Consider the following 20510-nt stretch of genomic DNA (forward strand, 5'->3'; position numbering starts at 1 on the left):
TTTTCTGCTTTGCTTTGGCTACCATGTTGGCAGACTCGAAAGTAAACAGAAAGATCAACTGGTAGTAATCCGTACTGAACATATTATACATTATTATTATTTTCAGTATAGTTGAGCTTATTATTGACTAGAGTCATGCTCCACCAAGCGGTCGAATTCTCGCTCGAAGGTGACCAAGGCCCGGTTGGTTTTGCCCCCCAAGTAGAGCCCCGTCTCCGTTTGCAAAGCCCAGATTTGGCTGTAGCTGAAGTAGCTCATCACCACCCCCACCATCAACAGGCCAAATCCGAGATACACCGCAGGGATCCCTGGATCGGATTTAATTTGCAGTCCGGTAGCGCCGATCACCTCATCCAGATACAGAGTGAGGGGGTTGGGGAAGCGTTGGGGAGCGACCTCGTCGAGGGCCAAGCTCATGCCTTGGCGCAGGGATCCCATCCATTGCCCTTCAGTGTCGTAGAGCAGGGCTGTCCCCTGCAAATCCGGCAGCAGCAGCGTGAGGCCCTGGCTCATGTCCGGCTGGGTGGGCACAAAAGCGCCCCAGAGTTTGTTGCCTGCCTCGGTGCGCACCGGCACCACCGGGATTTGAAAAGAGGGGCTATTGTTGATGCGGATGCGGATGCTGTCGATGCTCCAATCGGCTTGGTAAAGGGTCACACCCCGGTAGGAGAGAGGATGGTTGACGGAAATGGTCTGACGTTTAACCTCCTGACCCTGATCCAAGATCGAGAGGTCGGAATAAAACTGCTTGACACGGCCATCGGCAGCGTAGTCAATCCAGAAGCGATTGGCCCGAATTTGCCAGGTGGGCAAGTGAGCGCGAGCCAGATCCCCTGCTCCGGTCAAGTGTTGAATAGAAGCCACGCCGCCGCTGGGAATGAGTTCTTGGGCCTTGAAGCCGCTAATGCTGCCCCAAATCGCCCCCAGCAAGATCAGCAGCATGCTGACATGCACCAAGATGGGGCCGATCCTGCCGATTAACCCCTTGCGGGCGTAGAGGTAATGGCCCTCCTGAAACACCAGATAGCCCTGTCGACGCAACTGCTGCGGCAGCCCTTGTAAGGATTGTTGGGGCAGATACGTCCAAAAGGGCAGGCGCTGAAAAGACTGCGGACGGGTGAGATAGCTCCAACGGCGAGCCACCTTGAGCATTGGCCACTGGCGCGTAAAGGAACAGGCGATAAGGCTGCTGCCGAACAGGATCAAAATGGCCAGAAACCAAGGGGTGCGGTAGACGTGATCCAATCCCAAGTTCAGGATCACCCGCCACGTGAGAAAGCCAAACAGGGCCGGATGCTCCGGATAGTGGGCTTGATAAAAAGCCGCTGTTTCCTCTTGCTCAATTACCGTGCCGGTGGCGCTCAAAACCGCAATCGCCAACAAAAGGCCAATGGCCAGGCGCAGATCCGCCAGCAGCGGCAGCAGCTCATGACGAAAGTACCGCCGCAGCGAGGAAACCCAGCGGGCAAGCGGGAGAGAGTATATGACCATGAGAAGTTTGTCGGCTCAAGATTCAGACCGCTGCTCTTGCCAGGCAAGGTGCAGTCCCCAACAGGGTGCTGTAGGTGTAGCCCCATCTTAGCCTGCAGAAGCAGGGATCCCTTAGGCCCAAGCCGACAAGATTGTTACGCTGCCGAACCCCACCAACATCACCCCACTGGCGTAGGTGAGCCAGCCCGACCAGCGCCGCAAGGCCAACAGTTGCTTCACCGCTCCGGTAAACACCCCCGCCAGGAGCAGGGGAAAGGCCAACCCCAGCCCGTAAGCCAGCAACAGCCCACCCCCTACCCATGGCTGCCCTGTGGTGGAAACCCAAGCCAGCAAAGCCACCAAAACCGGCGTACTGCAGGGAGAGGCCACCAGGCCAAAGGTTAACCCCAGCAACACTGCCCGGCCTAACCTGGGCCATTTCCCGGGGATCTCGAGGCGGTTAAACCCATCGGGAAAACGCAGGGGGAGCACCTCCAACAAGTTCAGCCCCATCAAGATGGCAATTCCCCCCGCCACAGTGGGCCCAAAGGATCCCGTTTGTCCGTAAACGCGACCCAGCAAAGCTGCCGACAAACCCAGCAGGGTCAGGGTAAAAGCCATGCCAGCCGCAAAACCCAGGGATTGAGCCCAGACCTGCAGCCGCCCTTCCCCAGCCGTTTCCTCAGAAGCGGGGGTGTAGCCGCCGATGTAGGCGATGGTCACCGGCAGCATAGACAGCGTGCAGGGGGAAAGACTGGTGAGCAAGCCCGCCAGACCCACCACCAACAGACTAACGGGAGAAAGGTGCTGCAGTTGAAACTGAACCAGCTCAGTTGCCCATTGTTCCAGTTGGTAAAGCCAAAGCTGAGCCGTGCTCAACATAAGCTCGATCTGTCCACATAAGCTCAAGGTAGCATGAACTCCCCCGCCCCCCTGGGATCCCCAGTCTTGGGGGAGTACGTCTACTGTCCATTCCCACCGCGCAGGTTGTGAGGAATTCCGCGAGGATGGTTGACGGGGAACTGCTGCCATTCCTGTTGAGCTCGTTGCAGCACCAGGAGCAATTCGTCCCACCTTTCGCCATCGATCAACTGCTCTATCTGTCGCAGCTGAGCTTGGTAGCTGCTCAGGGCAGTCAGCAGCGCCTGCCGGTTGTGGCGGGCCATCTCCAAACCCAATTGCGGGATCCCTCCGCCAACACGGCTGGTATCGCGGAATCCGCTGCTGGCCAAAGTGCGGGCCAATTCCAGAATCGCGGGATCCCCTTCTTGGCTAACCGCTGCGATCAAACTGGCGCTGACCATAACTGGCAAATGGCTGATCCAGGCCACCGCTCGGTCATGGCGGGCGGGATCCGTGAGGACAGCTTCTGCGCCAATGGCAACAACCAGCTCTTTCATTGCATCGAGAGCCTGAGGTTGGGTCTCGGCGATGGGAGTGAGCACGTAGGGCCGCCCCCGAAACAAGTCAGCTTCTGCCGCTTGGATCCCTTGCAGGCTTTTGCCGGCCATGGGGTGCCCCCCCACAAACCAGGGCCACAATTCGGTTGCCGGAGCAACGATGGGCTGCTTAACCGAGCCGACATCGCTCACCACGGTTTCTGCCGACAAATAAGGCAACAGGGCGGCTAGCGTGGCCAACACCTGCTCCAGAGGGGTACAGATCAGCACCATTTGCGGATCAAAGCGAGCCAACTGGGCCAACTCGGTTCCACAGCCTTGGACAGCACCCCGTTCCAGAGCCTGTTTGCAGGTGGCCGGGTTGCGGCTTATCCCCCAGACGGGATATCCCTTTTCGGTCAGTTTGAGGGCCAGGGATCCGCCGATCAACCCCAACCCGACAATGGCAATGCGCATAGTATCTCAGTAAGCCAGTGAAACTCCTTTTTGGACACCACCAACAACCGCTTCCAGGTGTAGTAGGAGGCCGCTCCCGTAGCTCAGCGATACTCGCCACCGGCGGGCAAGCCTAGTTCCTTCCGAAGCTCCCGCCGCAGCAGCTAAATTCTCGGCCAGGGACTGTCCACTTGTCCATTTTTAAGTCAATATAGGGGTAACATCCGGGCTTGCTTGCCCTGCGGATTCGTGGTAGCCAAACTGGCCTCCGACAGGAAAAACAAGGGCAGGCCTTGGATGTATTGGCAGGAGCTCGGCCCGCTGTGGACTGCTGTTGCGCCGAAGGGATCCCAGCCTTTCGTGCCGGCTCAGCGCAGTTCTTCTTCGCTTACTCAAGAGCAGGTGTCCCTCTTCTCAGCGATTCTCCAGAACTGTACCCATCGAGCCACTTTCACAGCGGGCTCGGCTTTTGGCCTGCGAGTTCCCGCTTTAACCCCCGTTGGGGAGCACTCTGTCGTTTAGGAGATTCTATGCCTAGTGAACCCAAAACCCGCAAGAGCCGTGAAAGCACTAACCCGCGCCCGCGCGACCGTCGTCGTGAATCGGCCAAAGGGAGCAAAGGGGCAGTTTCAGCCACCCATCTCTCCTTGCCGAAGTTAATTCAAGAGAATGCGGTGCTCCAATCTCGCAGCCAGTTGTTATTGATGTACAGTGACTTCCAAACCGAAATGCCCAACGATGGCAAAACCGGTGTGGGCACCTGGCTACAGTCTCGACTCAAGGAGCACGGCATGCCCAGCCTGCTGCGTTTTGGCCCCCGCTCCCGCCCCCAGGTTTTCCGCCGCGATGAATTTTCCGAGTGGATTACGCTGGCTCTGGCCTCTGTTAACCCCAACAGCGATACTGCCCCCCAAGAGCACCTGAGCTAGGCCGGAAGGGGAAGTTGAGCGGTAGAAGCAGAGGTTGCTGGCCCAGGGATCCCGCCACGCCCGTTGAGGGAAGAGGGTGAACTGGGCTTTTCTGTATCCGGCAACAGCAGGTCGCGGATGAGGCGGGCTGCCGAGCGTTGCAACCAGCGGGAGGCCAATTGACGGCCCAGTTGTTGAGCTTCCGGTTTGGCAGCCACCTTGGCAACAATCGGCAGAAGCTGCAGCGGCTGAAAGCTCGGGTTGCTGCTGAGGAGTTCCCACAGACGCTGCAAATGAGCCAAGCCATCTGAGCCACCCTGGGATCCCGAGCTGGAAAAGAGCACATCCACTAGGCGCTCCCGCAGGAAAGCGCCCCGCTCAGAAAAGATAAAATCAACGGCCTTTTCCAGGGATCCCTGTAGATCAAAATCCTCGCTGTTGACGGCGTTGCGCAGCAGGTTCTCCAGGCGGTTCCAGCGAAATTGCCCCTGGTTAAACAGCAGCTCCCGCAGGGATACGCGCAGCTCCGGGGCCGGGTCGGTGAGCAGGCGCTGAGCCACGTAGGGATAGGCCACGCTCAACACCTTAAAGTTGGGATCCAGGCCGATGGCGATCCCTTCCAGGGTGAGCAAAGAGCGGATGATCAAGGCGTAGTAGGCGGGAACTCGAAAGGGAAAGTCGTACATCACCCCCGAGAGCCGATCGGTGATGCTCTTGAAATTCAGTTCGGAGACCGATTTGCCCATCGCTTCGGCGAAGACAGCTTCCAGAGCAGGGATGATGGGAGTCAGGTCGGTATCTGGATCCAGGAACTCCAAGTCCACGTAGTCTTGGGCCAGCCCGGCAAAGTCTCGGTTTACCAAATGCACAATCGCCTTGATCAGGCCGTAGCGCTGATGGGGCGCGATGGTGCTCATCATGCCGAAATCGATATAGGCCAGCCGCCCGTCGTACATGGCCAAGAGGTTGCCCGGGTGGGGATCGGCGTGGAAAAAGCCATTTTCCAAAAGCTGCTTGAGGGAGCAATTGACACCGATCTCGATCAGGTGTCGCCCATCCAGCCCCGCAGCAGCGATTTTGTCAACCTGAGTCAGCTTGATGCCATCAATCCACTCCATCGTCAGCACCTTGGTGCGGGTGTACTCCCAGTAAATTTTGGGAGCGTAGATGGAGGGGTGACGGTACAGCGCCAGGAACCGCTCGGCATTGCGGCCCTCCTGCGTGTAGTCCATCTCTTCGTAAAGGCGCCCGGCAAACTCATCGACGATGCCCACCAGGTCGCTGCGGATGCGGCGGAAAGTGCGTTTGGCCCAGGCGGCCAGGCTGCGGACAATATACATGTCGAGAGAGATGCGCCCAATCAAGTCGGGCCGCTGCACCTTGACGGCGACTTTCTCCCCGCTGTGCAAGTAGGCCTGGTACACTTGCCCCAAGCTGGCGGCGGCAATCGGTTCAGGGCTGATCTCTCGAAAGATTTTGTCTATGGGTTTGCCGATCTCCGACTCGATGAGGGCAAAAGCAATGGCATTCTCGAAGGGGGGCAGCTCATCCTGCAGTTTGGCCAGCTCCTCCAGAAACAGGGGCGAAACCAGATCGGGACGGGTGGAGAGGGCTTGGCCGATTTTGATGGCTGTCGGCCCCAATTCCGTGAGGATCTCCCGTAGCCGGGCCGCATGTTTCGGGCGATTCTTCAGTTCTACTCCCCGCCAGCGATCCCAAAACACCCAGGCCAACAAGCCCAAAAAGGGGGTGATCAACTGAAACAGGCGCCGCACCACCAGATCCCAGCGCCCTCGATATTGCTTGGCCAACTGCTCTGGGTCGTAACGCAAGCTTGGCTCAGGAACCACCCCCAGATCTGCCGGAGGGATGGAGACAGCCCCAGAACCCAAGCCATCCTGCCTCGCTGCTATTGTCACTACCGGTGTTGCGCCCATAGATGCCCCAACGGATTCCGTAACACATCTTAACTTGCTGGCTCAGCCTGGCGACCCTCGGAGACAGCCACCAGCCTGCGCGATTGGGTTTGAAAAGGCGGGACGAACCTTCGGAATAAGGATCTTCAGTCTTCTCCCCGAGGAGTTGACAGCAGCCCACCTCTGGGGATCCCCGCCAAACCTAAAATGGGAAAACTGCGCTCTCTGCCTCTGTGTCTGGATCTCCCCCTCTACGGCCTGCCGAGCCGAGTGTGACCGGATTTGCAGCCCTTAAGGCGCGCCACGTGCTGTTGGCCTTCTTGGTGATCAACCTGGGGGTAGGCTTGGGAGCCATCGCCTTGGCCCAGCTGTTTCATCTCCCATCTGACGATCCTCTGCTGGCCGACTTTGTCTATTGCGCTACATTTGTCCTCACCTGTATCTGGAGCTGGCGACGGGGGCAGCAAGCCCATCTGCAGATGAGACGGCTGTGGGGCAACTGGCGGGCTGCTATTCCTTGGGGATCCCTGCTGCGGGTGGTGCCGGCTTTGCTGGTGCTCTCCCTGGGCACAACTTTGTTGATGCTCTACCTGGTATCCCTGCCTGCGCCGGAGCTGGCGGAGTCGATGCTGCACTCACTGGGGGAAGAGGATGGAGAAATGGCCTGGCCGCAGGTGTATCAGGGGTTGCGCTGGCTCTCGATTGGGGTGGTGGCCCCCATAACGGAGGAGTGGCTGTTTCGCGGCATCTTGCTACACCGCTGGGGCCTCAAGTGGGGCCTCTCCAGAGGTCTGCTGGCTTCTTCTGGGGTATTTGGCCTGCTGCACCCCAACCCCGTCGGGTTGACGGTGTTCGGCCTGGTGATGGGCCTGTTCTACCTGCAGACCCGCTCCCTGACCTTGCCTGTCTTGGCTCATGCCTTGAACAATCTCTTGGCTTTAGCGCTGGGATCCCTAGGAGGGGGAAGGATGGAACCAGCTGATCCAGTCGGGGCTTTCCACCTCTACTTTGGCCTGTTCTGTCTGGGGATAGCTGGGTTCATTTTGGTTCCCTTCGTCCGCTTCCATTGGCCGGAGCGTGGGGCTTGCTTGCCCTATTTCCTGAACCGCTGAGTATTGACTTCCTCACACTTTCCCTCCTGTCTGACGGACTTGTCTGACAGAAGAGCGCTGCCGTGGGATCCCCATGGGAAGTAGCGGAGGTTTGATTGATAAGGAATGCAAAGAAAACGCCAAAAACTGTCACTCGATCTCGGGAAAAAGCTGTGTGGATGGGGATATCCTGAAATAGGCAGCAACAGATTCCAGTGCAAAGTTTAGCTGTGGCTCGCTGGCCGATGGGGTAGTCGTTGGGCCGGGGGTCAGCCCAGAGGGTCAACATGGAAAGGCGGTCTTTTCTGCAAAAACTCCTCCTGGTTGCTGCCGGTCTTGGCCTATCCCCTGGCTGGTTGAGGGGCCGGGCTAAGCGATATGGGCAAGCTTTGGCGGCTGGCTCCCGCAAGCTGGCTGTTCTCATCGGTATTAACCGCTACCTTGGCGAGGGATCCGCGCTACAAGGGTGTTTGACAGATGTGGAGTTGCAGCGGGAGCTACTCCTCTATCGCTTTGGTTTTGACCCGGCAGACATTCTCACCCTTACCGATGGGGCAGCCACGCCGGCTGGGATCCAATCGGCCTTTGCAGAGCACTTGGGGGGTCAAGGTCACACGGCTGAAACGGTAGTGGTGCAGTTTAGCGGCTATGGCCAGTGGCGGCTGGGATCCGCGCCCAACTGTTGGCAGCCGGTGCTGCTGTTGTCTGGCTCTGAGGGAGTGGCAGCAATGGAGCTAGACAGCTTTTTCCGGCTTTTGGAAGGCTTGGGCACTGCCCAGATCACCACCCTTCTGGACTGTGGCTTTACCTATGTCTCGCCGTCGGTGCGAGGCAACTTGCAACTGCGTTCCCGTCCCCCAGCCGCGATCTCGGACTCCAAGGACTCCGTCCCGCTGGCGCGATCGGAGCCGCAGCGGGTTTGGCCGTCTCCGCCCAAGGGCTTGCTGATTTCGGCCACCACCCCGCAAGACTTGGCAGCAGAAGCCGCTTGGCCAGGATTCTATGCTGGGGTACTCACCTATCTGCTGACGCAGTACCTGTGGGAAACCACGCCTGCCACTCGTCTGCTGGTGGCCTTTAACCAAGTGGTTAGCCGGCGAGAGCTGGGCCTATTCGCCTGCCAACGCCCCACCTTGGAAGGCAAAGACACTGCTCGACACATCCACCCCTATTTTCTTGCGCCCACGCAGGCAGGGGTGAGCGGGGTAGTCCAAGAAGTGAAGGGGAATCGGGCTCAGGTGTGGTTAGGCGGGATCCCATCGGCGGCCCTGTGTGGTTTGCAGCCGGGTACTCTTTTGGTTCCCATTCCCGCCGATCCTTCCGCCTCTTCGCCGACGCCGCTGCTCATGCGTTCTCGCAGTGGGCTGTTGGCTCAGGTTCAGATGGCCAGTCCGGAAGGGCAGCTTCCCCCTGTGGGCACACCTTTGCGGGAGCAGCTGCGCGGCCTCTCCAGCACGCTCAAGCTTTTGGTTGGCCTAGAGGAGAACCTGGGCCGCATTGAAAAGGTGGATCTGACCAATGCCATTGCCGGCTATAGCTGGATGGAAACGGCCAACCCCCGCGAGCGACAGGTGGACTGTTTGTTGGGCCGCATCACCCCGGAAATGGCCGCTGCTTTTAGGACTCCGTCCCGCTGGCGCGAACGGTCGGACACCCTGCTCAAGCCTCTGGAAGTGAACAGCTACAGCCTGTTCTGGCCGGGGCGAGAATTGCTCCTGAATTCTTGTGGCCCGGCAGGAGAAGCCGCAGCAATGGCCGTCCAGCGGTTAGCTCCCCGTCTTGCCCATCTGCTGGCTGCCAAACGTTTGCGCACCACTCTCAATGCGGTTTCCTCTTCCTTGGCGGTGGTGGCGGAGTTGGCTGTCAAAGGTAGAGCTGCCAATCGCGCCAGCGGGACGGAGTCCTTAGCTCCCTCGTTGGCGGCACGCCTTGTCCAGTCCGCAACTTCCGCTCCTGCTGAGGTGGGTATGCAGCGGTTTACGCGAGGGGATCCCTTGCATCTCACCCTTTGCAACAACAGCGATCAGCATCTGTTCGGCTACCTGTTGCTGATCGACCCGACCGGACAACTGCACCTGCTGGCCCCCCTGCCTCAGGACAACTTCACCACACCTCTTCGCTTGGAAGCCAAGAGCAGTTTAACTTTGCCACCCTTGCCGGAGGTCGATGGCGAGCTGCGCTCTGCTGTGAGCTCTGACTTGCTCACCTGTCATGCCCAAGGGCTGACGGAGCTGTTGTTTGTGGCCAGCACCCGCCCCCTGTCCGCCAGCTTGGAAGCCCTCAAGGCTATGGCCCGCAAACTGGGGGTAGCCCGTTCGCCGATGTTGCTCAATGGGCCGCTGGAATGGACGCAAACGCTCCTCGAGGAGTTGACTCAGCGTGCCTCCGAAGGGGATCCCGACTTGCGTTGGCTGGATCCCGCCCAATCCATCACCCTTTCCCTTACCTATTTGCTGGTTTAGCTCAGCAGCAGGGCAAACAAGCCACAGAGGGCAATACCATCGAAAACCCCGGCCCCGCCAATGCTGAGAATGCCTGAGCAATTGCGCCGCAACACCTCCGGCAAGTGCAGGAGATCCGCCCCGATAAGGGTACCCAAAACCCCGCCGGCAAAGGCCACCGCTGGCGCCTGATCCCCAGCCCAGAACAAAGCGGCCAAGGCTGCTGTAGCTGGGGCAATTAGAGGATTCATCTGAATGCCGATCGCGCCAGCGGGACGGAGTCCTTTCCCGGGCACCACGTGGGAAGCATAGTAGCTGACCAAGGTTACCAGCGCCGTTACCGCCAGGATCAGCACGCTATCGGCCCGCCCAAATTGGTATAGGGCCAAGAGCACCGGGATCAGCCCCCCGCCCACGTTTAAGGCAATCACCGTCTCCTGGGAAAGCTTGGTCAAAGGGATCCCCCAGAACTGCCGCATCCACAAGCTAGCTAGGTCTTCTACCAGCGTCACCTCGCATTTCACCCGATAGAGGAGAATATTGACCGAGCTGCCCACCAGGATGGCCAGCAGCAGTAACAGCGCTCCCTCCCGCGAGAACCCCAGCTTTCCCACCGCCAGCGCCACCACATCCACTGCCAGCCCCAGCCAGAGGAAAGGCAGCAGCAACACCAGCATGAAAAACAACAGCAGCGAGACCGGCAGGTAGAACATGGCAGGGATCCCAACTTTTCTTCAGCCTATCAGGACTCGGTTCAACTTTTCTCAGCTGCGTGCCCCCTGAGAAAGTTAGGTTTGCAACTAAACTTTATTCGTTTCAGGATCTCAAAGGCCAAAAATGAGGTTGCGAATATCCCGATCGCGTTAGCGGGACGGAGTCCTTGAAATATTGCGGCCAGCCCTCCAGTCGCCAGGAGTTTTAGCCATAACGATTTGATAGCGCGGATCTCCATAAAACCGAATTTTGATGTGATTAGATTCTTCAACAGTCTCGAAGCAAAGGTCGCGCAGATACTGTTCAGTATGAATGTTCCACTTGCGGTAGTCTCTGAAGATGTAGCCCTACAGGACAGGCCGGCAGAGGTGCTGCAGATCCTGGGCTAGGCATGGCCCGCTACTACGGGAATGGGGGGATGCCTGCTGGCGAGACTCCGCCACACCAGGGATCCCAGCCCAACAGCCACTCTGGTCGCAGGGACGCCGTTCCCCAAGGCGCGGCAAACGAGCCCCAGCAGGACAGACCACAGCAAAACAACCAATACCCACAAGACTAGACCCAACAGCGGGCCCGCCAAGCCTGCTTCCAGATTGGTCAAAAACTGAAGGCCACCATCACCAACATCAAGGGCAACGAAGTTACTTTCCAGATTTGAAGATATCAGAGAAGATAGCAGAATCGGCAAAGTCCAGCTGCTCTGGGCGCAAAGCAAGACAGAGCTCTCGAAAAATTTGAGTTAACCGCCTATCATGCAGACCATCATCATGACTGTGGGCACCTCCTTGCTCACCAACCTTGACAAAGACCTGCAGCCGCAGCGCCCCTGGGTGGGACAAAAAACCATCGGGGATCCGGAGCAAGCGCTGGCCTGGATGAAAAGAACCGATCTGGAGCTGATCAGCGCCGATCGCGCCAGCGGGACGGAGTCCTTAACCAACACCTACTACCGCCTGGATCCCACCCCCGGCGATGCTTTGGTTCTGCTGCACTCCGCAATGGGCTGGAGTGTGCCCGGATTTTGAAGCTCTTCTTTGAAAGAGAACTGGGCCAACAACAGGTTTCTCTGGTGCCCCTTCCCGGCATCGACTACGAGCTAGAGGGATCCTCTCTGGAGCGGATGGCCGAGCTGTTGAAACAGTTGGCAGAGAGCGCCAAGGGGATCGTCACCTTTGCCGCCACCGGTGGGTTCAAAGCCCAAGCCATGATCATGGCTGTGGTGGGCAGCCAATTGGGGATCCCAGTTTGCTACATCCATGAGCAATACAAGTCTTTGGTCTACCTGCCCTACCTACAGCCGGAAGTTCAGCCCCGGATCCCTCGGGCAGGTCTTCCCGATCGCGCCAGCGGGACGGAGTCCTTTTCAGGCCGACCTCGCTCCGAAGTCATCCAGCTGCAGGTCGACAGCAGCCACCACCGTCCTCGCAGCTGGGTCAAGGTGGAAAAACTCCTGCGAGACATTCCCTGGGTGGATCTGGTCCGCTACGACCCGCACGCTTACTCTGCCCCCAAAAACAGCCTCAAAGCTGCAAACCGCAAAACAGAGGACGGCCGCCACATTCTGTGGATCCACCTCCACGAGAGCCAGGACACCCACCTTGCTGTCAGGGTAGAGACCACCGGTTACACCCCTGAGCACCTGGAGCAGGCCGCCGCTGAGTTGCGGGAGCGCTTGGGTCGTCTGGTGTGAGTTCCCCCCAGGGAAGGAACAGGCCAAGATCCACCCCCGGCCTTTCGCGAGGTGAGCGCGGGGCATTTTGTGGCTTGTCACCTGGTGCCCTAGGTAGCCCTCAAGGGATCCCGGCCACGCCGGTTTGGCGGGCAGCCTGGATTACCGCAGCGGCCACCTGAGGAACCACCCGCCCGTCGAAGACCGAGGGGATGATCCACTGGGGATCCAACTCTTCGGCAGGGATCAAGGCAGCAATGGCCTGAGCGGCAGCCACACACATCTCGGTGTTGATCTGCTTGGCGCGGCAGTCGAGGGCGCCGCGAAACACGCCCGGAAAGGCCAGCACGTTGTTGATTTGGTTGGGGTAGTCGCTGCGGCCCGTGGCCATCACTGCCACCCGATTGCCCACCAGCTCCGGCTGGATCTCGGGCACCGGGTTGGCCAGGGCAAAGACGATGGGATCCGGTGCCATTTTTTCTACCATCTCCACTGTCAGGGCATTGGCCACGCTCACCCCAATAAACACATCCGCTCCCACCAAGGCTTCCGCCAGGGATCCCTTCTCCTCGACGGCAATGGCCGCCTTCTCGGGGGTGAGATCGGAACGGGAGCGGCTAAGGATCCCTTGGCGGTCGCAGACCAGGATGTGGGCTGCCCCGGCCCGCCGCAGCAGTTGCGTCACGGCAATGCCGGCTGCCCCGGCCCCGTTGAGGACAATGCGCACCTCGTCTAGGCTCTTTTTCACCACTTTCAGGGCATTCAGCAGCGCCGCCAGCACCACAATGGCGGTGCCGTGCTGATCGTCGTGAAACACCGGCAGGTTGAGGCGGGCCTTGAGCTGAGACTCAATGGCAAAGCAGCGAGGGGCGCTGATGTCTTCCAGGTTAAAGCCGCCAAATCCCGGCGCCAGGCGCACCACCGTCTCTACAATTTCCCCCACCTCCTGAGTGGCCAGGCACAGAGGAAAGGCATCGATATCGGCAAAGCGCTTGAACAGCGCCGCCTTCCCCTCCATCACCGGCAAAGCTGCCTCCGGGCCGACATTCCCCAAGCCCAGCACCGCACTGCCATCGGTTACAATGCCTACACTGTTGCCCTTGATGGTGTACTCATAGACCGCGGCGGGGTTGGCAGCAATTTCTAGGGAAACCCGCCCCACCCCCGGCGTGTAGGCCATGGCCAGATCGGCGGCGCTCTCCAGGGGGCTTTTGGCCACCACCTGCAGCTTTCCCCCGCGGTGCAGCTCAAAGGTGCGGTCCACCACCCGCTCCACCTTCACATTGGCCAAGGAGGCAACGGCGGTGTAAATTTGCTGAGCATGCTCGCTGCTGACGGCATCTACACAGATTTCTCGCACCGTTTCTGCTGCCGATTGGTGGATGAGATCGATCTGGCTGAGGCTGCCTCCCACTTCCGCAATGGCCTGGGTGACGCGGGCTAGGGCTCCCGGCTGGTTGAGCAGGCGAATGCGCAGGGCAATGCTATAGCTAGAGCTGGGGGTAAGTTTTGTCATAGCTCCCTATGGTAGACGAAAAATCCGCTTCCGACTTGCACACCCTGGCCAACTGGCTGGAGGGCTACTACAGCAACCGCACCCAGGCGATGGCAGAGCCGGTGTGGTTTGTGCCGGTCAGCCTTTGGTACGTGCGCCTTCCCCACCTGTTCTCGGAGGGGATCGGCTTTTTTACCGAGCAATTTAACCAGCACACGCCGGGCCAGTTTTATCGCAGCCGGGTGCTCCAGGTATTGGGGGATCCCTTGCGGATCGAGAACTACAAATTGCGGGATCAAGCAGCTTGGGCAGGTGCCTCTCAGGATCCGCAGCGCTTGGCGCAGCTCTCCTTGGCCGACCTGGAGCATTTGCCCGGTTGTCGCATTTTGGTGGAAAAGCGCCCAGACTGCTACCACGGCGAAATGCTGCCAGGTGGAGAATGTCGTCTGAACCCCGGGGATAGCACCTATATCCACATCGAGTTCGACCTCACCCCCAGCGAATTCATCACCTGGGATCGGGGCTTTGACGCCGCCACTGGCCAACAAACCTGGGGATCCCGCGCCGGACCCTACCGCTACCAAAAAGGGATCCCACCGGCTCCTCTTCAGGTCTGAACCTTCAAAACAGGAAGGGAAACAGATCTCGAAACCCTTTGCGCAGCCTGAGCAAAAAGATCAGCCGCTCCACCTCTGGAGAGACAGATCCGGTTTCGGGCCGAGCTGCCAAGGCTTCCTGGAGTTCTAGAGCTTCGGCGGCGGTGAGGGGCTGATTATCGACCGGAGAGCGAGCCCGCAAATCTGGCTGGGCCCGCAACACCTCTTCCGGGATCTCATCGGCAGGGGGCAGTGCCCAAGCTTCCGGCCAAAGCAGCAGCAGACCCGCGCAGCAGCCCAGTCCTGCACTCCAGAGCCGTTGGCCCATCCGACCGGTTCTCCTAGCGTTGTCCACTGAACTCCACCCCTTGAAGGGATCCCTCCCAACCTTTCCCAACCCCTCGACCTGTTGCTGGGGGAAAGGGGGGGATCCCTTTAGCTGGCCATGGCTTCCGAGCGCTCTTGGATCACCCGATCCACGATGCCGTAAGCCTGAGCTTCCGTGGCCGAGAGGTAAAAGTCTCGCTCCACATCCCGCTCGATTTTCTCCAGCGGTTGGCCGGTGGTTTGCGCCAAGATCTCGTTCATGCGTCGTTTGACTCGCAGAGTTTCGCGGGCGCGAATTTCAATGTCGCTGGCTTGGCCTTGGATCGTGCCCAGCGAAGGCTGGTGCAGCATGATGCGGGAGTGGGGCAGGGCAAACCGCTTGCCCTTGGTGCCAGCAGCCAACAAAAAGGCTCCCATTGAAGCTGCTTGGCCCACGCAAACCGTAACGATATCTGGCTTGATGTGGTTCATGGTGTCGTAGATGGCCATGCCCGCCGTCACAGAGCCACCGGGAGAATTGATGTACATCACAATGTCCTTTTGCGGATCCTGCGAGTTGAGGTAGAGCATCACCCCCACGATGGTATTGGCCAAGCTATCGTCAATGGGCTCGCCGATAAACAAAATCCGCTCTTGGTACAGGCGATCGTCAAGGCTAATCCACTGGCTATAGGGCTCGCCGGGCAAACGGTAGGGAACCCGAGGCACTCCAATCGGCATAAGTTTCTCCTGGCAAAGTATGAAACACAGAACGACGCGCTTGTAAGATATCTTCCGCGCTCAAATCCAGCTGGGGCAAAACCGAGGAAACAATGCGTCCAGATCCAGTTTTGACCTCGCCTTCGTATTCTCCGCCAACCCAGCGCACCGCGGAAACGGACTGCTTGGCTGGATCCACAATCCAGTATTCCGGGATCCCACGGGCAGCGTAATCTTTGCGCTTGTCTTGATAATCGTGTTTTTCATTGTCTACTCCGGGGGAAACGACTTCCACCACCAACAGCGGCAGGGGCATGTGCAGGCAAGGATTCCGCAACCGTTTCCCAGCAAGCTCACATAGCGGGATGCAAAGCCATCACCTCTGGATTGCGAAACCGAGCCTTGGCTGCGGGCACTTCGACCTCAACTTGGCCCAAGCTCAGGCGTTGGATGGGCAAAAACTTGGGCAATTCCGCAACCAGAAACAGCTCAATGAGGGTGTTCATACGCTCCTCGGCTTCCCGAATGGACCCGTCTTCAGGTTCAACCCGTCCTTCATAAAGCCCGTCCGTGAGGCGTAGGTACTCCCCCACCGTCAAAGGCTGTACGGGAACTTGAACCATCGACGGATCCCTCTGCTTCAGTTTTTGGCTGTTGCCAACTTCGGCACGCCTTTGGAACTGGTCAGCACCTGATCGATGAGGCCGTAGGCTTTGGCCTCTTCTGGGGTCATGAAAAACAGCCGCTCCGTGTCCTTCTTGATGCGCTCCATAGGCTGGCCCGTGCTGCGGGACAGTTGCTCCAGCATCATGTTGCGCAAAGTCAGAATCTCGCGGGTGCGAATTTCGATGTCGCTGGCCTGTCCACGGGTGCCCCCATAGGGCTGGTGGAGCACGATCGTGGCATTGGGCAGACTGGCCCGAAATCCTTTGGCTCCTGCTGCCAATAACATGGCCGCCATCCCAATGGCATTGCCGATGCAGATAGTATGCACAGGCGGCTTGATGTAGTTCATGGTGTCCAGAATGGCAAAGGCCGCTGTGTCGTAGTTATAGGTGCCCGTCGAGTTGATGTACATCTTGATCGGCTTTTCCCGATCCTCGTACTGCAGATACAGCAGTTGCTCGATGATCAGCTTGGTGACGTTGGCATTCGACTCCTCTGCAAGGGGCAAGCCCAGGTAGACAATGCGCTCCTGCAGCAGCAGCGAAGCCAAATCTGGGGGTGGGGTACGAACCGGAGCGCCGCCATAGTAGTAGTAGGTCGATTGCACCATGCCAGAGATCTCCTACGCCTGGGTCTGTTCAACTGAAAAACACCAGAAAAACAACACTTGAGGACCACAAGGGATCCGCAGCATCCCAACGGATCCCTTGCAGTCTGAGGACCTCTCAAAGCCAGCTTTACTCCGCCCCTTGAGGCAAGAGAACCCGCTCCGGCTCCGTGACCAGCACCTTGGGCTTGCGCTCCTCATCCACATCGATGAGCACCTCCGATCCCTCCCGGACATGCCCAGTCAGGATCTCTTCCGCCAGGATGTCTTCCAGCAGGCGTTGGATGGCGCGGCGCAGCGGGCGTGCCCCGTAGCTGGGGTTATACCCCTCCTCCACCACCAAGTCTTTGAAGCGGTCGCTGACCGTAAGGCGGATTTTCTTCTCCGTCATGCGGTCAAACACTTCCTTGAGCAGGATGTCGGCAATCTGCTTCACCTCATCCTTGGTCAGTTGCCGGAAGACGATGATCTCGTCCACGCGGTTGAGGAACTCCGGACGGAAGTACTGCTTCAGCTCCTCATTCACCAGGTTGCGGATGCGGTTGTAGTTGGCATCCTCGTCGTTGGTGTTGAACTCGAAGCCGAGGCTGCCGCCGCCCTTCTCGATGACCTTCGAGCCGATGTTAGAGGTCATCACGATCAGGGTGTTCTTGAAGTCCACCGTGCGGCCTTTGGCATCGGTCAGGCGGCCATCCTCCAGGATTTGCAGCAATAGGTTAAACACATCCGGGTGCGCCTTCTCGATCTCATCGAAAAGCACCACCGTGTAGGGGCGACGCCGCACCGCCTCGGTGAGCTGACCCCCCTCGTTGTAGCCCACATAGCCCGGCGGGGATCCGATCAGCTTGCTGACCGTGTGCCGCTCCATGTATTCCGACATGTCGAGGCGGATCATGGCCGACTCGGAGCCGAAGAAGTAGGCTGCCAAAGCCTTGGTCAGCTCGGTTTTGCCCACCCCTGTTGGGCCGGAGAAGATGAAGCTGGCGATGGGGCGGTTGGGATTTTTCAGCCCCACCCGAGCGCGGCGGATGGCCCGGGAGATGGCCCGCACCGCTTCGTCTTGGCCGATGATGCGCTGGTGCAGGGTTTCTTCCATGTTCAGCAGCTTCACTGACTCGCTCTCGGTCAGCTTGGCCACCGGCACCCCCGTCCAGGCGCTGACCACTTGGGCCACGTCCTCTTCGGTTACCTCGGGCATTTCGCTGCGGCTGCTCTCCTCGGCTTTTTTGGCAGCGGCAATGGCGCGGATCTGCTGCTTGATCTCCATCTCCCGATCCCGCAGCTCACCAGCCTTGTCGAAGTTCTGGGCCCGCACCGCAGCGTCTTTCTCCTTGAGCACTCGCCGCAACTCTTGATCCAGCTCCCGGGCCGCCGGGGGCAGTTGAGAGTTGATCAGGCGCACCCGCGAAGCAGCCTCGTCGATCAAATCGATGGCCTTATCCGGCAGGAAGCGGTCGGAGATGTACTGGTCGGCCAGCTTGGCGGCTGCATCCAAGGCCGCATCGGAGATCTTCAGCTTGTGGTGCTGCTCGTAGCGCTCCCGCAAGCCAAACAGGATCTCGATGGTCTCGGAGACCGTCGGCTCGCCCACCATGATGGGCTGGAAGCGGCGCTCCAGAGCAGCATCCCGCTCGATGTGCTTGCGGTACTCATCCAGGGTGGTGGCGCCGATGCACTGCAGCTCGCCGCGGGCCAAAGCAGGCTTGAGGATGTTGGCGGCATCAATCGCCCCTTCGGCAGCCCCGGCCCCGATCAGGGTATGCACCTCGTCGATGACCAGGATGATGTTGCCGGCATTGCGGATCTCATCCATGATTTTCTTGAGGCGCTCTTCAAACTCGCCGCGGTACTTGGTGCCGGCCACCAGCAAGCCAATATCCAGGCTGATCACCCGCTTGTCGGCCAAAATATCCGGCACATCCCCCTGCACGATGCGCTGGGCCAAACCCTCGGCGATGGCGGTTTTGCCTACCCCCGGCTCGCCAATGAGGACGGGGTTGTTCTTGGTGCGGCGGCCCAGGATCTGGATCACCCGCTCGATCTCCCGCGTCCGACCGACCACCGGATCCAGCTTGCCCTCCTGGGCCAGTTGGGTGAGGTTGGAGCCGAATTCGTCCAGGGTGGGCGTTTTGGTGCGGCTGGAGGATCCCCCCCCCGCCGTCACTTCGGCGGTCTCGCCCAACATGCGGATCACCTGGGTGCGCACCTTGGAGAGATCCACCCCCAGGTTTTCCAAAACGCGGGCTGCCACCCCTTCCCCTTCTCGGATTAGGCCCAGGAGCAGGTGCTCAGTGCCGATGTAGTTGTGGCCGAGCTGGCGGGCCTCTTCTAGAGAGAGTTCCAGCACTCGCTTGGCGCGGGGAGTGAAAGGGATCTCGACGGCCACAAAACCGGATCCCCGACCGATGATTTTCTCGACCTCAATACGGGCGTCCTTCAAGTTCACTCCCATGGACTTGAGAACTTTGGCGGCGACCCCAGTGCCCTCGCCGATTAACCCCAACAAAATTTGCTCGGTGCCAACGAAATTGTGACCTAACCGTCTGGCTTCTTCTTGGGCCAGCATGATCACCTTGATGGCTTTTTCTGTAAAGCGTTCAAACATGATCCTCGGGCTCCCTACGCCTGCATCAAGGCGGACTTGATAGGGGTAATCCTAGCACAAGTTCAGGCGAAACCAAGGGACGGTAAATACCCCAGACGGAAGCTGTCTGGGGCCAAAACGCGCCTGGAGAGATTTGAACTCCCGACACCGTGGTCCGTAGCCACGTGCTCTAGTCCACTGAGCTACAGGCGCAAGAGGGGCGGGCCAACCACGGTTGACTGTCTGTCCATACTATCTGTCCATAGTTACTCAGATACTATCCAGTACTATCCAGAGACAGAGATGGACATCTATCAATGTGGCTTAGGCATTCTAGCACAAGAGCGTTCTTTGGAAAGTCCAGCGGGGGTGTAGATATCCGCCAGCGTTAACATTGCCCTTGCCAAGGTTGCCGGACTTCTCCCCCCACTTCGAGGCCGGCTTGGGAGCTGGTGGCCTTGATCACCGGCGTCCAGACTTGGCCGTTGCGCTGCCAAAGCTGTAGGTGCAGATGCCCTGCCAGGGTATCCCGACAGTTGCGCTGCATCCCTTCTGGGCCAGGGGCGAATACAGTTTGGCCAGGCCGCCGCGTGTGCCCTTCCAGCCGAATACACCAGAGGGCGCTCTCTCCCCGGATTCGCCAGGATCCCCAGGGATCCACTTGCCAAGTCAGATGAGCTTGCCCAGGCCGCCATTCCAAAAAGGGCTGGGATCCCCATCCATGCAAGCTGATCAGGGCCACTTCTTCGGGGCGGGTGAGCACCTGCCGCTCAGCTCCGGCACAGGTGAGGCTGAGACCGGGATGCTGGGGAAAGGCGTTGCACTGGATCCAAAACCAGCGGCGAGGAAAGTTTTGGCCCCAATTTTTTTCGGCGTAGGCGGGAGCCTGCTGAAATGCATAGCGCCTGCCTCTCCACTCCACCCAGCCGGTGGCCAAGCCATGGCTCATGAGGATCTGCCAGCCCGGCTCAAAGATGGGCAGATAAGACCAGGCTCCCATGGTGGCTCGGGGTGGGATCCCATAGGCAAAACGAGGCTGAATGCGGTAGAGCCAGCGAATAGGCTCAGAGCCCAAGGGATCCGGCAAAATCCCCTGATTGAGGTGGGCGGTGTATTGGTAGCCACTGGCGGTGCGCTGGAAGAAGGTGAAGGGATCCTGAAGGCCGCGACAGCCAGGGTCTGGGATCCCTGAGTGCCCCAAGGCCAGATGGGTTGAGCTGGCCCAAAAGCGGCGGGGATTGGGGAAGGTGCGCCAATGCAGCTCCTCCTCCGGCCCCAACACCTGAGCCATGCCCCCGCGCTTGGGATCGATGGCGTACATGAAGGCAAAGCTAATGGGCGGATCCCCGGGCAAGGTGACGCGGCTGTACCAGCCCTCAAAAAACCGCTCTGTGCAGCCATCCCAGTGATAGCCGGCATGGGGCAGGGATCCCCAATCTGTTGAGTTGTTTTGCCCAGAGCAAGCCGCCGTTGGAGGAAACGCCATTGAGAC

General features: G+C 59.2%; 19 protein-coding genes and 1 tRNA gene. 6 read left to right on the forward strand and 14 right to left on the reverse strand.

What is annotated here, in order from left to right:
* Positions 1-120: 120 nt before the first annotated feature.
* The 3 genes from ACVWYY_RS03210 to ACVWYY_RS03220 all read right to left on the reverse strand — a co-directional run bounded on the left by ACVWYY_RS03210 (position 121) and on the right by ACVWYY_RS03220 (position 3326).
* Positions 121-1491 (reverse strand): cytochrome c biogenesis protein, encoded by a 1371-nt coding sequence (locus ACVWYY_RS03210; RefSeq protein WP_457402873.1) that lies wholly within the window; start codon positions 1489-1491, stop codon positions 121-123.
* 111 nt (positions 1492-1602) lie between these two features.
* Positions 1603-2352, reverse strand: coding sequence for a cytochrome c biogenesis protein CcdA (locus ACVWYY_RS03215; RefSeq protein ID WP_457402875.1), 750 nt, complete (start codon positions 2350-2352; stop codon positions 1603-1605).
* A gap of 80 nt (positions 2353-2432) precedes the next feature.
* A complete protein-coding gene (locus ACVWYY_RS03220) occupies positions 2433-3326 on the reverse strand; it encodes a prephenate/arogenate dehydrogenase (RefSeq protein ID WP_457439591.1) in 894 nt (297 codons plus the stop codon).
* Positions 3327-3835: 509 nt separating this feature from the next.
* Here ACVWYY_RS03220 and ACVWYY_RS03225 point away from each other — a divergent pair.
* Entirely contained in the window at positions 3836-4234 is a 399-nt protein-coding gene (locus tag ACVWYY_RS03225; RefSeq protein WP_414330450.1) for a hypothetical protein, read from the forward strand.
* Here ACVWYY_RS03225 and ACVWYY_RS03230 read toward each other — a convergent pair.
* The gene (locus ACVWYY_RS03230) at positions 4231-6150 is read right to left on the reverse strand and encodes an ABC1 kinase family protein (RefSeq protein ID WP_011432269.1); all 1920 of its coding nucleotides are present in this window, start codon (positions 6148-6150) and stop codon (positions 4231-4233) included. The two genes, ACVWYY_RS03225 and ACVWYY_RS03230, sit on opposite strands and share 4 nt — an antisense overlap.
* A gap of 212 nt (positions 6151-6362) precedes the next feature.
* On the opposite strand from ACVWYY_RS03230, the gene ACVWYY_RS03235 reads away from it, so the two are divergent.
* Both ACVWYY_RS03235 and ACVWYY_RS03240 read left to right on the forward strand, forming a co-directional pair.
* Positions 6363-7241: a CPBP family intramembrane glutamic endopeptidase gene (locus ACVWYY_RS03235; RefSeq protein WP_457439593.1), complete on the forward strand. Its 879-nt coding sequence runs from the start codon at positions 6363-6365 to the stop codon at positions 7239-7241.
* A gap of 266 nt (positions 7242-7507) precedes the next feature.
* Entirely contained in the window at positions 7508-9682 is a 2175-nt protein-coding gene (locus tag ACVWYY_RS03240; RefSeq protein WP_457439595.1) for a caspase family protein, read from the forward strand.
* Here the strand turns inward: ACVWYY_RS03240 and ACVWYY_RS03245 are convergent.
* Positions 9679-10374: a DUF1614 domain-containing protein gene (locus tag ACVWYY_RS03245; protein WP_457402882.1), complete on the reverse strand. Its 696-nt coding sequence runs from the start codon at positions 10372-10374 to the stop codon at positions 9679-9681. The two genes, ACVWYY_RS03240 and ACVWYY_RS03245, sit on opposite strands and share 4 nt — an antisense overlap.
* A 753-nt stretch (positions 10375-11127) precedes the next feature.
* Here ACVWYY_RS03245 and ACVWYY_RS03250 point away from each other — a divergent pair.
* Entirely contained in the window at positions 11128-11400 is a 273-nt protein-coding gene (locus tag ACVWYY_RS03250; RefSeq protein WP_011432262.1) for a hypothetical protein, read from the forward strand.
* Positions 11397-12065: a putative CRISPR-associated protein gene (locus tag ACVWYY_RS03255; protein WP_457402884.1), complete on the forward strand. Its 669-nt coding sequence runs from the start codon at positions 11397-11399 to the stop codon at positions 12063-12065. The genes ACVWYY_RS03250 and ACVWYY_RS03255 overlap by 4 nt, the downstream gene beginning before the upstream one ends.
* A 100-nt stretch (positions 12066-12165) precedes the next feature.
* On the opposite strand, the gene ACVWYY_RS03260 is transcribed toward ACVWYY_RS03255, so the two are convergent.
* Complete coding sequence (locus ACVWYY_RS03260) at positions 12166-13560, reverse strand: malic enzyme-like NAD(P)-binding protein (protein ID WP_011432260.1); 1395 nt, start codon at positions 13558-13560, stop codon at positions 12166-12168.
* A gap of 8 nt (positions 13561-13568) precedes the next feature.
* Between ACVWYY_RS03260 and ACVWYY_RS03265 the strand changes: the two genes are divergently transcribed.
* The gene (locus ACVWYY_RS03265; RefSeq protein ID WP_011432259.1) at positions 13569-14156 is read left to right on the forward strand and encodes a chromophore lyase CpcT/CpeT; all 588 of its coding nucleotides are present in this window, start codon (positions 13569-13571) and stop codon (positions 14154-14156) included.
* 4 nt (positions 14157-14160) lie between these two features.
* On the opposite strand, the gene ACVWYY_RS03270 is transcribed toward ACVWYY_RS03265, so the two are convergent.
* From ACVWYY_RS03270 to ACVWYY_RS03305, 8 genes are all read right to left on the reverse strand, one after another.
* Complete coding sequence (locus ACVWYY_RS03270; protein ID WP_457402886.1) at positions 14161-14463, reverse strand: hypothetical protein; 303 nt, start codon at positions 14461-14463, stop codon at positions 14161-14163.
* Positions 14464-14570: 107 nt separating this feature from the next.
* Entirely contained in the window at positions 14571-15182 is a 612-nt protein-coding gene (locus ACVWYY_RS03275; protein ID WP_011432257.1) for an ATP-dependent Clp protease proteolytic subunit, read from the reverse strand.
* Entirely contained in the window at positions 15130-15477 is a 348-nt protein-coding gene (locus ACVWYY_RS03280) for a Uma2 family endonuclease (protein ID WP_414418101.1), read from the reverse strand. Before ACVWYY_RS03280 ends, ACVWYY_RS03275 begins: the two co-directional genes overlap by 53 nt.
* Before the next feature lie 37 nt (positions 15478-15514).
* Positions 15515-15784, reverse strand: coding sequence for a hypothetical protein (locus ACVWYY_RS03285; RefSeq protein ID WP_457402888.1), 270 nt, complete (start codon positions 15782-15784; stop codon positions 15515-15517).
* Between the two features lie 17 nt (positions 15785-15801).
* Positions 15802-16437 (reverse strand): ATP-dependent Clp protease proteolytic subunit, encoded by a 636-nt coding sequence (locus ACVWYY_RS03290; protein WP_414349574.1) that lies wholly within the window; start codon positions 16435-16437, stop codon positions 15802-15804.
* Between the two features lie 127 nt (positions 16438-16564).
* Positions 16565-19039, reverse strand: a complete 2475-nt coding sequence (locus ACVWYY_RS03295) for an ATP-dependent Clp protease ATP-binding subunit (protein WP_011432255.1) — start codon at positions 19037-19039, stop codon at positions 16565-16567.
* 118 nt (positions 19040-19157) lie between these two features.
* A tRNA-Arg gene (locus ACVWYY_RS03300) sits at positions 19158-19231 on the reverse strand.
* Between the two features lie 175 nt (positions 19232-19406).
* Positions 19407-20504 carry a tocopherol cyclase family protein gene (locus tag ACVWYY_RS03305; protein ID WP_457439597.1) on the reverse strand — a complete coding sequence of 366 codons (1098 nt, stop codon included), beginning with the start codon at positions 20502-20504 and terminating at the stop codon, positions 19407-19409.
* Positions 20505-20510: the final 6 nt, after the last annotated feature.

The organism is Thermostichus sp. MS-CIW-34, from assembly GCF_054060435.1.

Coding starts and splice junctions, on each gene's coding strand:
- ACVWYY_RS03210 (WP_457402873.1), bottom strand. CDS start 1,491: ATGGTCATATACTCTCTCCCGCTTGCCCGCTGGGTTTCCTCGCTGCGG.
- ACVWYY_RS03215 (WP_457402875.1), bottom strand. CDS start 2,352: ATGTTGAGCACGGCTCAGCTTTGGCTTTACCAACTGGAACAATGGGCA.
- ACVWYY_RS03220 (WP_457439591.1), bottom strand. CDS start 3,326: ATGCGCATTGCCATTGTCGGGTTGGGGTTGATCGGCGGATCCCTGGCC.
- ACVWYY_RS03225 (WP_414330450.1), top strand. CDS start 3,836: ATGCCTAGTGAACCCAAAACCCGCAAGAGCCGTGAAAGCACTAACCCG.
- ACVWYY_RS03230 (WP_011432269.1), bottom strand. CDS start 6,150: ATGGGCGCAACACCGGTAGTGACAATAGCAGCGAGGCAGGATGGCTTG.
- ACVWYY_RS03240 (WP_457439595.1), top strand. CDS start 7,508: ATGGAAAGGCGGTCTTTTCTGCAAAAACTCCTCCTGGTTGCTGCCGGT.
- ACVWYY_RS03245 (WP_457402882.1), bottom strand. CDS start 10,374: ATGTTCTACCTGCCGGTCTCGCTGCTGTTGTTTTTCATGCTGGTGTTG.
- ACVWYY_RS03250 (WP_011432262.1), top strand. CDS start 11,128: ATGCAGACCATCATCATGACTGTGGGCACCTCCTTGCTCACCAACCTT.
- ACVWYY_RS03260 (WP_011432260.1), bottom strand. CDS start 13,560: ATGACAAAACTTACCCCCAGCTCTAGCTATAGCATTGCCCTGCGCATT.
- ACVWYY_RS03265 (WP_011432259.1), top strand. CDS start 13,569: ATGGTAGACGAAAAATCCGCTTCCGACTTGCACACCCTGGCCAACTGG.
- ACVWYY_RS03270 (WP_457402886.1), bottom strand. CDS start 14,463: ATGGGCCAACGGCTCTGGAGTGCAGGACTGGGCTGCTGCGCGGGTCTG.
- ACVWYY_RS03275 (WP_011432257.1), bottom strand. CDS start 15,182: ATGCCGATTGGAGTGCCTCGGGTTCCCTACCGTTTGCCCGGCGAGCCC.
- ACVWYY_RS03280 (WP_414418101.1), bottom strand. CDS start 15,477: ATGCCCCTGCCGCTGTTGGTGGTGGAAGTCGTTTCCCCCGGAGTAGAC.
- ACVWYY_RS03285 (WP_457402888.1), bottom strand. CDS start 15,784: ATGGTTCAAGTTCCCGTACAGCCTTTGACGGTGGGGGAGTACCTACGC.
- ACVWYY_RS03290 (WP_414349574.1), bottom strand. CDS start 16,437: ATGGTGCAATCGACCTACTACTACTATGGCGGCGCTCCGGTTCGTACC.
- ACVWYY_RS03295 (WP_011432255.1), bottom strand. CDS start 19,039: ATGTTTGAACGCTTTACAGAAAAAGCCATCAAGGTGATCATGCTGGCC.
- ACVWYY_RS03305 (WP_457439597.1), bottom strand. CDS start 20,504: ATGGCGTTTCCTCCAACGGCGGCTTGCTCTGGGCAAAACAACTCAACA.